Below are 14,246 nucleotides of genomic sequence, written 5' to 3'. Positions count from 1 at the left end.
ATTAAATTTTATGAGTATTCTCGTAAATAAAAACACGAATGTTTTAGTACAGGGTATAACCGGCAAGGAAGGTTCGTTCCATGCGCAAAAATGTATAGAATACGGAACCAAAGTCGCGGCGGGGGTAACTCCCTTTAAAGGCAAAACTTTATTTAACGATTCAGTTCCCGTTTACAATACTATAAAAGAAGCTAAAAAAGAGCATAAAATCGACGCGACTATGGTATTCGTTCCTGCAGGTTTCGCGGCGGCCGGAGTCATAGAAGCTATAGAAGCCGAAATTCCTTTAATAGTTTGTATTACCGAAGGAATACCCGTTATAGATATGCTTAACGTAAAAGCGGCGCTTAACTGCTCAAAATCGCTGATGATTGGACCAAACTGCCCCGGCATTATAACGGCGGATGAATGTAAAATTGGAATAATGCCGGGTTTTATTCACAAAAAAGGCAGGGTAGGAGTATTGTCGCGAAGCGGCACCCTTACTTATGAAGCCGTTAATCAGCTTACCAAAGCAGGATTCGGCGAAACTACATGCGTAGGAATCGGGGGCGACCCTATAATCGGTTCTCCTTTTATATCTTTCTTAAAAATGTTTGAACAGGATCCTGAAACCGATGCCGTGGTTATGATTGGAGAAATAGGCGGAACGGCGGAAGAAGAAGCTTCGGAATACGTTAAAAACCATATGAAAAAACCCGTAATTGGATTTATTGCGGGTAAAACTGCTCCGGCAGGCAAAAGAATGGGACATGCAGGCGCAATAATTTCAGGGGGGAAAGGAACTGCGTCGGATAAACTTAAAACTATGGAAAAAAACGGAATTTATATTGCCGATAATCCTTCCGTTATAGCTGAAACCGTAAAAAAAGCTTTAAATATTTAATTTTATTATTTTATTAACTTTTTTATAGGAGGTTAAAGTGCACGGAAAAGAAAATATTAAAACGAATAAAACCGAAAATAATACGGCGGCGTTAAGTCCTGCTAACTATGTTGTATGCGAAGGCATAGAAACCGAAGTCAAAACAAAAAATAATCTTACTATAAAGGAGGTTTCGGGGAAAGGAAAAAAAGAAGACGTAAAAATCGACATAATCGTTAATTACTGCAAAGGATGCGAAATATGCGTAGCGTTCTGCCCGGAAGGCGTCCTCGTCATGAATAAAGAAGTGGCCGAAGTAGCAGATATTTCAAAGTGCACAAAATGCAATATTTGCGAATACTTATGTCCCGATTTTTCTATTAGCGTAGAATAAAACATAGTTAACAACGGAGGGAAATAAAATTATGAGCAAGAATATAAAATTAATGCAGGGAAACGAAGCGGTTGCGGAAGGCGCAATCATTGCCGGATGTGATTTTTTTGCGGGATACCCTATTACTCCTTCTTCGGAAGTAGCGGAATTTTTATCAAGCAAACTGCCAAAAATTGGAAAAGTCTTTCTTCAGATGGAAGACGAAATCGCTGCTTTGGGAGCGGTTTTAGGAGCAGCTCTCGGAGGCGCAAAAGCTATTACGGCAACATCCGGACCAGGTATGTCTCTTAAACAGGAAAACATCGGCTATGCTTCTATGTGCGAAATACCTTGCGTTATTGTTAACGTTATGAGGGGAGGGCCTTCGACGGGACTGCCGACGCTTCCGTCTCAGAGCGACATAATGCAGGCTAAATGGGGAACCCACGGCGACCACGCAATAATTGCCATTACTCCTTCTAGCGTAAACGAATCTCTTTATGAAACTATTCGCGCATTCAATTTAGCAGTTAAATACAGAACGCCGGTACTTCTGTTAACAGACGAAATAATCGGACATATGAGGGAAAAAGTAGTAATTCCGGACAAAAGCGAAGTTGAAATTATCGACCTTAAATTACCAGATGTCCCGCCAGAAAAGTATAATCCTTATAATTATACTTCAGGCAAAGTAACTCCTCTTGCTCCTATGGGAGAAGGCTATCGTTATCATGTTACCGGACTTATCCACGGAGAAACAGGTTTCCCGTCTCAAAAAACCGATGTTATTCAAAATGCCGAAAACTGGCTTATAGATAAAATTTATAAAAACATTAAAGATATAGAAAAATTTGAAGAATTCATGACCGGCGACGCAGATATTCTTGTAGTAGCTTACGGCTCCACTTCAAGGTCGGTCAGACAGGCAATTTCTATGGCAAGAGCGGCAGGCATAAAAGTCGGAATGTTCAGGCCTATTACCATTTGGCCTTTCCCTGAAGAGCAGATTTCTAATCTTTCTAAAAAAATTAAAAAAGTATTGGTCGTAGAAATGAATATGGGACAGATAATATTAGAAGTTCAAAGAGCCGCATGCGGAAGCAAAGTTTACGGGTTGCATGTAACAAACGGAGAACCTATTACTCCGGATCAGATATTTGCCAAAATTAAAGAGGTATCCGAAAATTAATAATTTTAAATCAGGGAGATTTAAAAATGATAAAAACAAAATTTAATTATGATTATTATCTGCGAAAAAATACTTTGCCGCATATATGGTGTCCGGGATGCGGAGACGGAATTATTTTAAAAGCTCTTTTAAGGGCGATACATAAATGCGGTTATTCCAAAGACGAAGTCGTTATAACTTCCGGTATAGGATGCGCATCGAGGCTTCCCGGCTACGTCGATTTTAATACTATTCATACTACTCACGGCAGGGCACTTACTTTTGCAATAGGCATTAAGATGTATAAACCGAAACTTAAAGTTATCACTATTTCGGGCGACGGAGATGCTCTAGCTATAGGAGGAAACCATTTTATTCATGCCGCAAGAAGAAATATAGATATGACCTTGATTGTTTTTAACAACTATACATACGGAATGACGGGCGGACAGTATTCTCCGACTCAGCCTCTTGACAGTTTTGCTACTACGACGCCTTTCGGAAGTATCGAGCCTCCTTTCGACGTTTGTAATTTAGCTCAAGCCGCAGGAGCGACTTGGGTAGGCAGATCGACTTCTTATCATGCAGTTCAGCTCGAAAAATTTATGGTCGACGCATTAACCCATACTGGTTTTTCTGTGTTAGACGTAATAACAAACTGTCATATTTCATACGGAAGAAGAAATAAGATGAAATCTCCGGTGGAAATGATTAAATATCAAAAAGAAAAAGCGATTCCTGCGCGTTCCGCCGAAAATATGTCTCCGGAAGAACTTACAGGAAGATTTAAAACGGGAGTATTGTTTGAAACAAAAGACAACCCTGAATTTTGCAGCGAATATCATAAAAAATTAGAATTATTAAAAACAAAATAATAATTATAAAAGAGGTTATAAATATGAGCGACAGAATAGAATTCAGGTTTTCCGGCTCCGGTGGACAGGGTTTGATATTAGCGGGTATTATTTTGGCGGAAGCAGCTGCAATTTACGAAAATAAAAATGCTGTTCAAACACAGTCTTACGGACCTGAAGCAAGGGGGGGCTCTAGTAAATCGGAAGTTATCATATCCGACGCCCCCATAGAATATCCTAAGGCTACGAAAGTTAATTATATGGTATCGTTAACTCAGGAAGCTTTTAATAAGTATATAAACGACGTAAAAGACGACGGTATAGTTATAGTCGATAAAGAACTCGTAACGGATTTTTCTAATGCAAAAGGCAAACTATATGTGCTAGACATGGTTAAGTCTGCCAGAGAAGAACTCGGAAAACTTTTAGGATTAAATATTATATCCCTTGGAGTTTTAGTCGAAATATCGGGAATAGTATCTCACGATTCCATTGAAAAAGCTTTAATGAAAAGAGTGCCTAAAGGATTTGAAGATTATAACAAAAAAGCATTAGAAATTGGTTTCAGGCTGGCAAAAGAAGTTAAGAAAAGTTAAAATATTTAAATTAAAACATTAAAGGAGCATTAATGATTGAGCAAACGCTTTCTATAATTAAACCCGACGGCGTAAAAAAGGGTTTATGCGGAAAAATTATTTCAGTATTTGAAGAAAACGGTTTTGAAATTAAAGCTATGAAAAAAGTTCATCTTACAAAAAAACAAGCTGAAGGCTTTTATTATATACATAAAGAAAGGCCTTTTTTTGCCAGCTTGGTAGATTTTATGACAGAAGGACCGATTATTCCTATGGTGCTATCATGCGAAAACGCAATATTAAAAAACAGAGAAATAATGGGTGCTACAAACCCTAAAGATGCGAAAGAAGGAACCATAAGAAAAATGTTTGCGGAAAGCATCGAAAGAAACGTCGTTCACGGTTCGGATTCTATAGAATCCGCAAAATTTGAAATTTCTTATTTTTTTAACGTTTTTGAAATATTATAAAATTAATTATTAATAATATTGAAATATCGATATACCGATAAGGTTATAAATCTTTTTGAAAAGAACTACGGCGAGTTAAAGCCTTTTTTAAACTTTAATAATGCCTTTCAGCTTTTAATAGCCGTAGTTCTTTCCGCACAGTGCACCGATAAAAGAGTCAATATAATAACGGATAAACTTTTTAAAGTTTACGTTAAACCCTCCGATTTGGCCAAAAAAAATCTGCAAGAATTTGAAGAAGAGATTAAAACATGCGGCATGTTTCATAATAAAGCAAAAAACCTCATTGAAACATCAAAAATTCTCTCCAAAAAATATAACAACGGCGTTCCGGAAAATTTTGATGCGTTAGTTTCACTGCCGGGAGTCGGACGAAAATCGGCAAACGTTATTCTCGGCACATATTTTAACGAAGAACGTTTTCCCGTGGACACCCATGTTTTTCGCGTTGCAAACAGAATAGGGCTTGCCGATTCCAATACGCCGGAAAAAACCGAAAATGACCTAACCGAAATAATACCTTCCAATCTATGGATGAAAATGCACAGATGGCTGATACACCACGGACGCACTTACTGCATGGCAAAAAATCCGAAATGTTCCGAATGTTTTTTAAAAAACTACTGCCGATATTACGAAAATTTAAATAATAAATAAATTAGCAGGCATCCGTATTTTCGTTTTTAATAACATTATGACGCTCTCCGGTAAAGGCGACAGGATAATATCTTAGGACTATTTTAATCCTATAATCTTGTGGAGTTGAACTCCCAGCCGGACGTTAAGTCCGTCGTTTAATATTTTCCCTGCAATTTCGCCGTGCGAAACGGCGCCTTCGACGGGAGAGAATATCAGCTTAAGCGAGTAAAGAGAGTATTCCGTTATAAAATTTTTTGCATAATCATAATCGTCTTTGCTTCCTATAACAAATTTTATTTCATCGTTTCGACCTATATATTTTAAATTTTCAAAAAAAAATTCTTTTGAATGACCGCTTGACGGGCATTTTACATCTATAATTTTAATAACGCTATGATGTACTTTTTTCAGGCTTATAGTTCCGTTTGTTTCTAATAAAACCGTATATTTTAGTTCGATCAGTTTGTTCATAAGTTCAAGCGATTCGTTTTGCATCATAGGTTCGCCGCCGGTAATTTCAATAAGTTTTATACCGGCAGGTCCTGAGCCGCATGCCGATTTTATTATATCGTTTATACCAAACTGTTTAGAATTTTTTGTGTCCAGCGCTTCTTGCGTATCGCAGTAACCGCATTTAAGGTTGCAACCGGCAAGCCTGATAAATTTACAAGGGTATCCCGAATATGAAGATTCGCCCTGAATGCTGTAAAAAATATCGTTTACGTATAACATAAAATTATTAGAAAAAGGTGTTTCACCTTTTTCTTAATCATTATAACATATTCGGGAGGTTTTTTTGTTCTATTGAAGGATTAAAGTAAATAATAAATTTGAATATTTCGATTAACTGTTATATAATTAAAAAAGAAAGAGAGGTATATAATATTATGTTTGGAATAGGCGCACCTGAATTAATCATTATAGCGGTAATAGCATTGCTCATATTCGGACCATCTAAACTTCCGGAACTCGGAAAAACTTTAGGTAAAGGATTGAGGGAGTTCAAAAAAGCTTCGTCCGATTTAAAAGAGCAGATAAATCCTCTTAACGATATTAACGAGCATGACGCCGAAAAACCTGAAAGCAAATTAAACGCTAATAGTTCTAATCTTCTTGAAAATACAACGCAAAAAACAAAAAAAACCGTTAAAAAAAGAACGACGGTTAAAAATAAAAAATCGCATGCAACGGATTCAAGCACTAAGACTCAAAGAAAATCAAAAACTACGGCAAAACCTAAAGCTTCCAAAAATTAAAATTTTTAAATATCTAAATTAACGACCTGAAGCGCATTGTCTTCTATAAATTTACGTCTCGGTTCAACCCTGTCTCCCATAAGAATATCAAATATTCCGTCTGCTTCTATTAAATCGTTTATATTTACTTTTATAAGCGTTCTTGTTTCTTTATTCATGGTAGTCTGCCATAGCTGTTCGGGGTTCATTTCTCCAAGCCCCTTATATCGTTGAATAGATATATTTTGGGGTGCCTTTGATTTAATAATATCGTAAAAATCGTCCATATTTTTGATTTCGTATTTTTTCGATTCGGCTACGACAACTACGTTTGATAATTCAAGGGATTTTATATCTTTTCCTAAACTATATACTGTTTTATAATCTACCGATTCCAAGAATTTTTTATCTAAATAAACGGAAGAGATAAAATTTTTAAATTTTACTGTTATTTTATTATAATCTTCAAAATCTTCATCGTTTTTTACTTCTGCAGTATATCCGGTATCTTTTAGAAAATTTAAGACGGCGGATAACTTTTCCTGCTGTCCTTCTTTTAGCAAATCTTTTGAAGATATATCGTTATCGATTAAATATTCGATTATATTGCTGGATATATGTGTTTTATTTAATTTATCTAAAAGATTTCTGTAATTTTTAATTTTATTTATAGAGTCTTTTATCCAGTTTTTGTCTAAAATAATATCTGAGGCATTTTCCTGCTTTTTATATACGCTTATAGAATTTAAAGATTCGTTAATAATAAAGGCGTCTAAACTATCGTCGTCCTTAAGATAAACTTCGTTATTTCCCTTTTTTACCCTGTAAAGAGGCGGAAGGGCAATATAAAGATAACCGTTTTCTATAATTTCTTTCATATACCTGTAAAAGAAAGTTAAAAGCAGAGCCCTTATATGCGAACCGTCCACGTCTGCATCCGTCATTATTATTATCTTGTGATAGCGAAGTTTGGCAAGATTAAAAAAACTTTCTTCTTTTTTTGAAGTCCCTGAAGTAATTCCTCCGCCTAATGCCGTAATTAATATTTTAATTTCTTCAGAACCGAGCATTTTTTCGAGCCTTGCCTTTTCTACGTTTAAAATTTTACCTTTTAAAGGCAAAATAGCCTGATATTTTCTATCTCTGCCCTGTTTAGCGCTGCCCCCTGCGGAATCTCCTTCAACAATATAAATTTCGCACTGCGAGGGATCTTTTTCCTGGCAGTCGGCTAATTTTCCGGGCAAGGAAGAAAAATCAAGCAGGCTTTTTCTTCTTACGAGTTCTTTTGCTTTTCTTGCAGCTTCTCTTGCCCTTGCGGCATCTAAAGCTTTTTCTACTATAATTTTCGCGGTTTGAGGATTTTCGTCGAAAAATTCGGTTAATTTTTCGTTCAATAAAGATTCTACTATGCCTTTTATATAACTATTGCCTAGTTTAGTTTTAGTCTGCCCTTCAAACTGAGGATTTGGCATTTTAACGCTTATGACCGCCGTTAACCCTTCCCTTACGTCGTCACCGGATATCTGAATAGTTTCATTCCGTTTGCCGCCCCTGTCTTTAAAGTTATTCGTATTGGCGATGTAATAATTATTAATTACCCTTGTTAATGCGGATTTAAAACCTACTAAATGAGTTCCACCCTCTCTTGTATTTATATTATTAACATATGAATATAATATTTCCGAATAACCGTCGTTATACTGCAAAGCTATATCGGTGATAACGTCGTCTTTTTTTGCCGTAATAAAAATAGGTTCTTTAATTAAAATATTTTTATTTTGATTAATATATTCTACAAAAGATTTAATACCTCCGTCATATTTAAAATCATGGGATTTATCGTTAATTTCGTCTATTATATTTATGTGTATTCCGGCGTTTAAAAAAGCAAGCTCTCTTAACCTATTAGATAAAATATCGAAATCGAAACTGTTCCGTTCCATAATTTCAAAATCGGGTATAAACGTAACGGATGTTCCTCTTTTATTTGTTTTTTCGCTTTTTTCAAGTCTGCCAAGCGGCTTGCCTTTACTGTAACTTTGTCTATAAACATAACCGTCGCGATAAATTTCTATATCTAACTTTTGAGAAAGCGCATTAACTACGGAAATACCGACTCCATGAAGTCCTCCTGAAACTTTATACGACTTCTTGTCAAATTTTCCGCCTGCATGTAAAACAGTAAGAACTACCTCGGCTGCCGAAACTCCCTGAGGTTCATGTATATCTACCGGTATTCCCCTGCCGTCGTCTTCAATGGTAACAGAACCGTTTATATTAATTCTGACTAATATATTTTTGCAGTAACCTGCAAGGGCTTCGTCTATACTGTTATCTACAACTTCATAAACCAAATGATGAAGTCCTTCTATACCGGTAGAACCTATATACATTCCAGGCAGTTTTCTGACCGCTTCCAATCCTTCTAATACTTGTATATCTGAACTTTTATACTCTTCTTCTGTATTCATTAATAACCTCTTTTTATTATTATCAGTATCTCATCGGCATAAATATGCCTATTACGTTTTGAATTAAATTTTCTTTGTTTTCGTCTTCTTTAGCAATTTTTTCCGATGCTATATACGGCTCTATTACTAACGGAGTATAAATAGTATTAAATCTTACTTTTAAATTTTCTTCATTTATATTCGAAATAAAATCCAATATATACCTCGAATTTAATTTAATACTTATAGGTTCTCCTTTATAATTAATTTCTAATTCGTCGTTCCCTTCGCCGACGTTTGTATTAACTGTTTTAATAGACAGATTATTTTCGCTGAAACTAAGTTCGATAGAATGGCTTTTTTCTTCTGCAAGAAGCGACACCATTTTAATAGAATTATACAGTTTTTTGGTATTTATTATTGAAATTTTATATCCGTCTTTAGGAAGTACCGTATTATAATCGGGAAATTTACCTTCTATAAGCCGCGATATAAATTTTGTATTTTTACCTGCGTTTTCCGTTTGGTTTTCAAATTCGAAAATTACGTTATTTGAATTAATCATAATTTTAATAATAATATCTTTATCTAATTTTATAATCTCAGACAATATTTTTTTTGGAATTATTATTCCCATTTTTAATAATTCATAAATTCCGCCGCTTTTTTCGCCTTTATAATTTATTTCGTTTTGCGCTATAGACAGCCTGTGTCCGTCGGTCGCAACCAGCCTTATATAGTCTTTATCTTCTACTTCCGTTAAAACAAAGTAAACGCCGGTAAGGTTTCTTTTCGTATCTTCCGAAGCTGCGGTTGAAAAAATTACTTTGCTAATAAGATTTTTAAGGATTTTAAAATCTATATTAAAACTGTCGTCGGATTTAAAATCTAAAATATTTGGAAAATCTCCGACTGGAACCGTAGTCAGCTTAAAAATAGATTTTTTATAATTAATTACCGCTATACCGTTCTCGTTCTCGCCAAAATTTATCGATAAATTTTGGCCGTCTTCAGAAAATTCTTTAATAATATTAAATAACTTTTTTGAATTTACGGTTGTTTTCCCTTCGGATATTATTTCCGCGTTACAGTAGGCTATAATAGAAATTTCCAAATCAGTCGCGCTAATTTTAATGAAATTATTATCTGTATTTTCTATTAGAATATTAGAAATAATAGGCATGGACCCTTTCTTTTCGGAAATACCCTGAGTTAAAGACAGACATTCAATAAAATTCTTTTTTTTAATATTAAAATTTAACATATTTTAGGCCGTTTATTATTATATTATAATTAATTTTAAAAACATTAATAGTAATAGTATGGTTTAAAAAGTTTAAAAACGACTAAGTAATTAAAACTATAAGTAATTTCTTGTTTATAAATATGTGTTATTTTAGACGCCTTTTTTTTAAAAAATGTTTAATTCTTTTATTATGAAAAAATTAAACATAAAATTAACATATTTTTAAACATAATTACTTTTTAATTATTTTAATAATATTATTTAAAGTTTTTTCTAATCCTTCATTATTTTTAAGATTCTTTTTTACTTTATTAACCGCATAAATTATAGAAGAATGATCTTTTCCTCCGAATTTATCGCCTATTTCTGGAAAAGACAGTTCGGTATAAGTTCTTATTAAATACATGGCGATTTGACGCGGTTCGACGAATTCTTTTAATTTTTTATTTGATTTAATATCGGCTATTTTAATATTAAAATAATTGCATACTGATTTTATAACGTTTTCTGCAGTAATAACTTTCTCGTTTTCTTTTAATAAATTAGAAGTAGCCTCAATTGCAAGATCGATATCTATTGGTCTTCCGGTAAAAGAAGAATATGCAGATATTTTAATCATAGCCCCTTCTAATTCTCTTATATTAGAATTAATTTTATTGGCTAAAAGATTTATAACTTCGTCCGGAAAATTTATATTGTTTAAAATAGCTTTCTTTTTAAGGATTGCAACCCTTGTTTCAAAATCAGGAGGCTGAATGTCCGCTATTAACCCCCATTCAAATCTAGACCTTATTCTTTCTTCTAAACTTACGATATCTTTAGGTATTTTATCGCTTGAAACCACTATCTGTTTTTGGTTTTCATACAGTGCGTTAAAAGTATAAAAGAATTCTTCCTGAGTTCTTTCTTTACCGGCTATAAACTGTATATCATCTATAAGTAAAACATCTACGTTTCTATATCTGTTTCTAAAATCTACCATCTTATCGTCCCTAATGGATGTAATCATTTCATTGGTAAATTTTTCGGAAGATACTAGATAAACGTTTAAATTTTTTTCTTTTATTATTTTATTGGCTATAGCGTTAAGCAAATGTGTTTTTCCAAGTCCAACGTCGCTGTATATAAACATTGGATTATAAGTCTGTCCTGGCAGATTGGCTACGGCGACGCTTGCCGCATGAGCAAACTGGTTTCCCGAACCTATTACGAAATTTTCAAATGTATATTTTTCGTTTATATTAAGATATTCCTTTTTTAAACTTTTTTTGTTTTCTTTTTCCGTAGTTTTTTCTTTAACTTCATTTTTTAAATTTACCGGAGATAAATTTATATTTATATTATCCTCTATGTTGGTATTGTTTTTAACTATGAAATTATTTTCGGAAGCTTCGTTAATATTATAAATCATATTAAGATCTTCCGTGTTGTTCAAATTTTTCCATATATTTACAATAATTTCACGGTAAGATTCGTTAATAATATCCTTAAAGAATTTATTCGGCACGGAAAATATAAGCGTATTGTCGTTTAAAGATATATCGGCAGGATTAAACCATATATTAAAATTGCTGTCGCCTATTTCTTTTTTTAATTCGTTTAATAGAGGTTCTATTTTATCCATAATAAATTAAACAATGTTATCAACAGTTGTTGATAACTCAAATATATCTTTAATTACAATAACTTATACTATTAATTTAGAGATGAATAGAGCTTTATTTTTTAATTTTTATTGGAAATATTTTCAGTATAAAATTTAACAAATCAACATTATCAAATTTTAAAATATATTTCAATTATATTTCAATAATTTTTTTCTTATAAAATCAATGCATTAAATATTTTAATATCACTTATAGCCTTTTGTTACCTCATGTTGAGAAATAAATTAAAAATAAAAACTGCTTGACATTAGTATTATTATTTGTTTTAATTAAAATTTATCTCATAAAAAATTTTATTATTAATAAATAAAACGGAGCAATAGTTATGAAAAGAACTTTTCAACCAAGTAAATTAAAAAGAAAAAGAACGCACGGATTTTTAAGCAGGATGAGCACTAAAAACGGAAGATTGGTTTTATCGAGGCGCAGAAGAAAAGGCAGGAAAATACTTGTTCCAGTAATAAGCTCTAAGTAGTTTTTTATTTTAAGCTTTATATAATAATGTCTGAAAAAAAATTTAAATTAAATGAAGACATTAAACTAAATGATAAAAGCAAAATAAATTATATTTTCAAACAAGGACTTAAAAAACCGCAAAAAATTTCGGTAATTTATTATGTTAAGTCAGATAGTTTCAAATTTTTAATTACGTTTAAAAGAAAGCTCCTTAATTCTGTTAAAAGAAATAAGTTTAAAAGAATCATAAAAGAATTTATAAGACTAAATCAGTATAATCTTAGAAAAATAGATTGCGCAGTATTATTAGTCAAAATTCCTCCTTCTAAAATTCATCTGTTAAAAGAGCTTGAATTTTTAATACAAAATGAAAATTTTAAATAAATTTTTTATCGTACTAATAAATTTTTACAGAAAGTTTATATCTCCATTATTGCCACAAAGCTGCAGATTTTACCCTACTTGCTCCGAATATGCCGTAGAATGTTTTCAAACTTTCGGTTTTTTTAAAGCTTTTTTTTTATCTATATACAGGATTATCAGATGTAATCCTTTGTCTAAGGGCGGATACGACCCTGTCGATAAGCATGCACATTAAAATATACTGCCGCATCAGAATTATTTGTTAAGCAATTTGATTTAAATTTTATATACTGTAAAGGAGTTTTTTTGGAAAAGAGAATAATTATAGCTTCAATATTATCGGTAATCTTAATAATAGCATGGGGCTATTTTATGCCTCACGGGCAAAAAGCGCCGGTAGTAAATAAACAAACGACCGCATTAACTAAAGTTTCAAATTTAAAACGCAAAGAAAGCGTTAAAAATTTGAAAAAAATTATTCCTCTTAAACAAAAAAAAATAAAAAAATTAATTTCTATATCAAATTCGCTTAAAAGCCTAAAAACCCTATCCTATAAGGGAAAGAATATTTATGTAAAGTTTAATAAATATACGGGAGCAATAGATTCTTTAAATCTTTTAAATTATTCTTACACCGAAAAAAATTATAAAAATAAGGTTAATCTTGCCAATTCTAAAAATATTCCGGAAGTAATTAACTTTGTACCAAAAAATCAAAACGTTCCAATAAAATTAGTCAATATAATAAGGAAAAAAGATTCTGTAAAGTTTGTCTATAATATAAACGGCAAGGTCATACTGACTAAGGAATATAAATTTTACGAACATAAGTATCTTTTGACGGCGACGGTTTATATTAAAAATATCAGCAATAAACCGTATAATCTTAAGGGCAGGTTTATTTTGTCTGCGGGTTTAAAGCCGGCTTCGTCGAAAAGCCCAAATTTTGTTAATTTTGCTACTGCGGTTTATATTAATAAAAACTTTCAAACCCCGTCTATTACTAATAAAGAAAAGTTTACGGGGGATATTTCTTTTGCCGGTTTTAACTCTAAATATTTTTTGCTTTCGGTATTATCGCCAGGACTTAGCATAACTGCAGAAAAGAAAGGTAATATAATTTCTTTTATAATTCCTAAAACGTTGCATGCAGCTTCCGGTAAAACAGTAGAAACGTCTTTAAAATTTTACGGCGGACCGAAAAAATTATCCCTGTTAAACCCCTTGAAGCATAACCTTAGCTCAACTTTAAACTTCGGCTTTTTCGGCTTTTTTTCAATAATATTACTTCATATACTTGAATTTTTCTACGCATATGTTCATAATTATGGAGTTGCTATTATACTTCTCGTTTTAGTAATAAGGTTAGTGTTTTATCCGCTTACCTATACAGGTTTTAAATCTATGAAGCAGATGCAGAAATTAACGCCTAAGATTAACGAACTGCGCGAGAAATACAAAGACAACAAAGCCGAATTAAACAAAAAAATTATGGAACTTTATAAAGAAAGCAAGGTAAATCCTTTCGGCGGATGTCTTCCTATGCTGTTGCAAATTCCTGTTTTTTACGGTTTGTATGAAGCGCTTTTAATATCGATACAGCTCAGAAACGCACCTTTTATATTCTGGATACATAATCTATCCGTTCAGGATCCTTATTATATCCTGCCTATATTAATGGGCATATCCATGCTGATTTCGCAAAAAATGAATCCTATGGTTGGCGACCCCGCCCAGGCTAAAATTATGCTTATACTTCCTATTGTTTTTACGTTCATTTTTATTCATTTTCCCGCAGGTCTTCTTTTATACTGGACTGTCAATAATATTTTAACCATTGTCCAGCAGTATATTATAAATAAAAAATTTGCTTAACCTTATTTTT

The 14,246-nt window shown here is 32.7% G+C and carries 16 protein-coding genes; 12 read left to right on the top strand and 4 right to left on the bottom strand.

Annotated features, from left to right (window positions below):
* The first annotated feature begins 10 nt into the window (after window positions 1–10).
* The 7 genes from sucD (at window position 11) to nth (ending at window position 4,962) form a co-directional block, all read left to right on the top strand.
* Window positions 11–886, top strand: a complete 876-nt coding sequence (gene sucD, locus EVJ48_00880) for a succinate--CoA ligase subunit alpha (GenBank protein RZV40506.1) — start codon at window positions 11–13, stop codon at window positions 884–886.
* Between the two features lie 160 nt (window positions 887–1,046).
* Complete coding sequence (locus EVJ48_00875) at window positions 1,047–1,259, top strand: 4Fe-4S dicluster domain-containing protein (GenBank protein ID RZV40577.1); 213 nt, start codon at window positions 1,047–1,049, stop codon at window positions 1,257–1,259.
* Window positions 1,260–1,290: 31 nt separating this feature from the next.
* Window positions 1,291–2,427 carry a 2-oxoacid:acceptor oxidoreductase subunit alpha gene (locus EVJ48_00870; protein RZV40505.1) on the top strand — a complete coding sequence of 379 codons (1,137 nt, stop codon included), beginning with the start codon at window positions 1,291–1,293 and terminating at the stop codon, window positions 2,425–2,427.
* Window positions 2,428–2,453: 26 nt separating this feature from the next.
* Entirely contained in the window at window positions 2,454–3,281 is an 828-nt protein-coding gene (locus tag EVJ48_00865) for a 2-oxoacid:ferredoxin oxidoreductase subunit beta (protein ID RZV40504.1), read from the top strand.
* A 23-nt stretch (window positions 3,282–3,304) separates the two neighbouring features.
* Complete coding sequence (locus EVJ48_00860) at window positions 3,305–3,856, top strand: 2-oxoacid:ferredoxin oxidoreductase subunit gamma (GenBank protein ID RZV40503.1); 552 nt, start codon at window positions 3,305–3,307, stop codon at window positions 3,854–3,856.
* A 35-nt stretch (window positions 3,857–3,891) separates the two neighbouring features.
* The gene (locus EVJ48_00855) at window positions 3,892–4,305 is read left to right on the top strand and encodes a nucleoside-diphosphate kinase (GenBank protein RZV40576.1); all 414 of its coding nucleotides are present in this window, start codon (window positions 3,892–3,894) and stop codon (window positions 4,303–4,305) included.
* Between the two features lie 12 nt (window positions 4,306–4,317).
* The gene (gene nth / locus EVJ48_00850; protein ID RZV40502.1) at window positions 4,318–4,962 is read left to right on the top strand and encodes an endonuclease III; all 645 of its coding nucleotides are present in this window, start codon (window positions 4,318–4,320) and stop codon (window positions 4,960–4,962) included.
* 78 nt (window positions 4,963–5,040) lie between these two features.
* On the opposite strand, the gene EVJ48_00845 is transcribed toward nth, so the two are convergent.
* Window positions 5,041–5,676: a 4Fe-4S cluster-binding domain-containing protein gene (locus EVJ48_00845; protein RZV40501.1), complete on the bottom strand. Its 636-nt coding sequence runs from the start codon at window positions 5,674–5,676 to the stop codon at window positions 5,041–5,043.
* Window positions 5,677–5,831: 155 nt separating this feature from the next.
* Here EVJ48_00845 and tatA point away from each other — a divergent pair, with 155 nt between their 5' ends.
* Window positions 5,832–6,200: a twin-arginine translocase TatA/TatE family subunit gene (gene tatA / locus EVJ48_00840; protein ID RZV40500.1), complete on the top strand. Its 369-nt coding sequence runs from the start codon at window positions 5,832–5,834 to the stop codon at window positions 6,198–6,200.
* A 5-nt stretch (window positions 6,201–6,205) separates the two neighbouring features.
* Here tatA and gyrB read toward each other — a convergent pair whose 3' ends face one another.
* From gyrB to dnaA, 3 genes are all read right to left on the bottom strand, one after another.
* Window positions 6,206–8,650: a DNA topoisomerase (ATP-hydrolyzing) subunit B gene (gyrB, locus tag EVJ48_00835; GenBank protein ID RZV40499.1), complete on the bottom strand. Its 2,445-nt coding sequence runs from the start codon at window positions 8,648–8,650 to the stop codon at window positions 6,206–6,208.
* Window positions 8,651–8,672: 22 nt separating this feature from the next.
* A complete protein-coding gene (dnaN, locus tag EVJ48_00830) occupies window positions 8,673–9,893 on the bottom strand; it encodes a DNA polymerase III subunit beta (protein RZV40498.1) in 1,221 nt (406 codons plus the stop codon).
* 214 nt (window positions 9,894–10,107) lie between these two features.
* The gene (dnaA, locus tag EVJ48_00825) at window positions 10,108–11,499 is read right to left on the bottom strand and encodes a chromosomal replication initiator protein DnaA (GenBank protein ID RZV40497.1); all 1,392 of its coding nucleotides are present in this window, start codon (window positions 11,497–11,499) and stop codon (window positions 10,108–10,110) included.
* A 368-nt stretch (window positions 11,500–11,867) separates the two neighbouring features.
* On the opposite strand from dnaA, the gene EVJ48_00820 reads away from it, so the two are divergent.
* The 4 genes from EVJ48_00820 (at window position 11,868) to EVJ48_00805 (ending at window position 14,236) form a co-directional block, all read left to right on the top strand.
* Window positions 11,868–12,017: a 50S ribosomal protein L34 gene (locus tag EVJ48_00820; protein ID RZV40496.1), complete on the top strand. Its 150-nt coding sequence runs from the start codon at window positions 11,868–11,870 to the stop codon at window positions 12,015–12,017.
* Window positions 12,018–12,043: 26 nt separating this feature from the next.
* Entirely contained in the window at window positions 12,044–12,382 is a 339-nt protein-coding gene (gene rnpA, locus EVJ48_00815) for a ribonuclease P protein component (protein RZV40495.1), read from the top strand.
* Complete coding sequence (gene yidD, locus EVJ48_00810; GenBank protein RZV40575.1) at window positions 12,372–12,596, top strand: membrane protein insertion efficiency factor YidD; 225 nt, start codon at window positions 12,372–12,374, stop codon at window positions 12,594–12,596. The genes rnpA and yidD overlap by 11 nt, the downstream gene beginning before the upstream one ends.
* A gap of 71 nt (window positions 12,597–12,667) precedes the next feature.
* The gene (locus EVJ48_00805; GenBank protein RZV40494.1) at window positions 12,668–14,236 is read left to right on the top strand and encodes a membrane protein insertase YidC; all 1,569 of its coding nucleotides are present in this window, start codon (window positions 12,668–12,670) and stop codon (window positions 14,234–14,236) included.
* Window positions 14,237–14,246: the final 10 nt, after the last annotated feature.

It is taken from the genome of Candidatus Acidulodesulfobacterium acidiphilum (genome assembly GCA_008534395.1).
Classification (GTDB): domain Bacteria; phylum SZUA-79; class SZUA-79; order Acidulodesulfobacterales; family Acidulodesulfobacteraceae; genus Acidulodesulfobacterium_A; species Acidulodesulfobacterium_A acidiphilum.
Note: the sequence above shows the minus strand (reverse complement) of the source record. Positions and strands in the feature narration are given on the sequence as shown.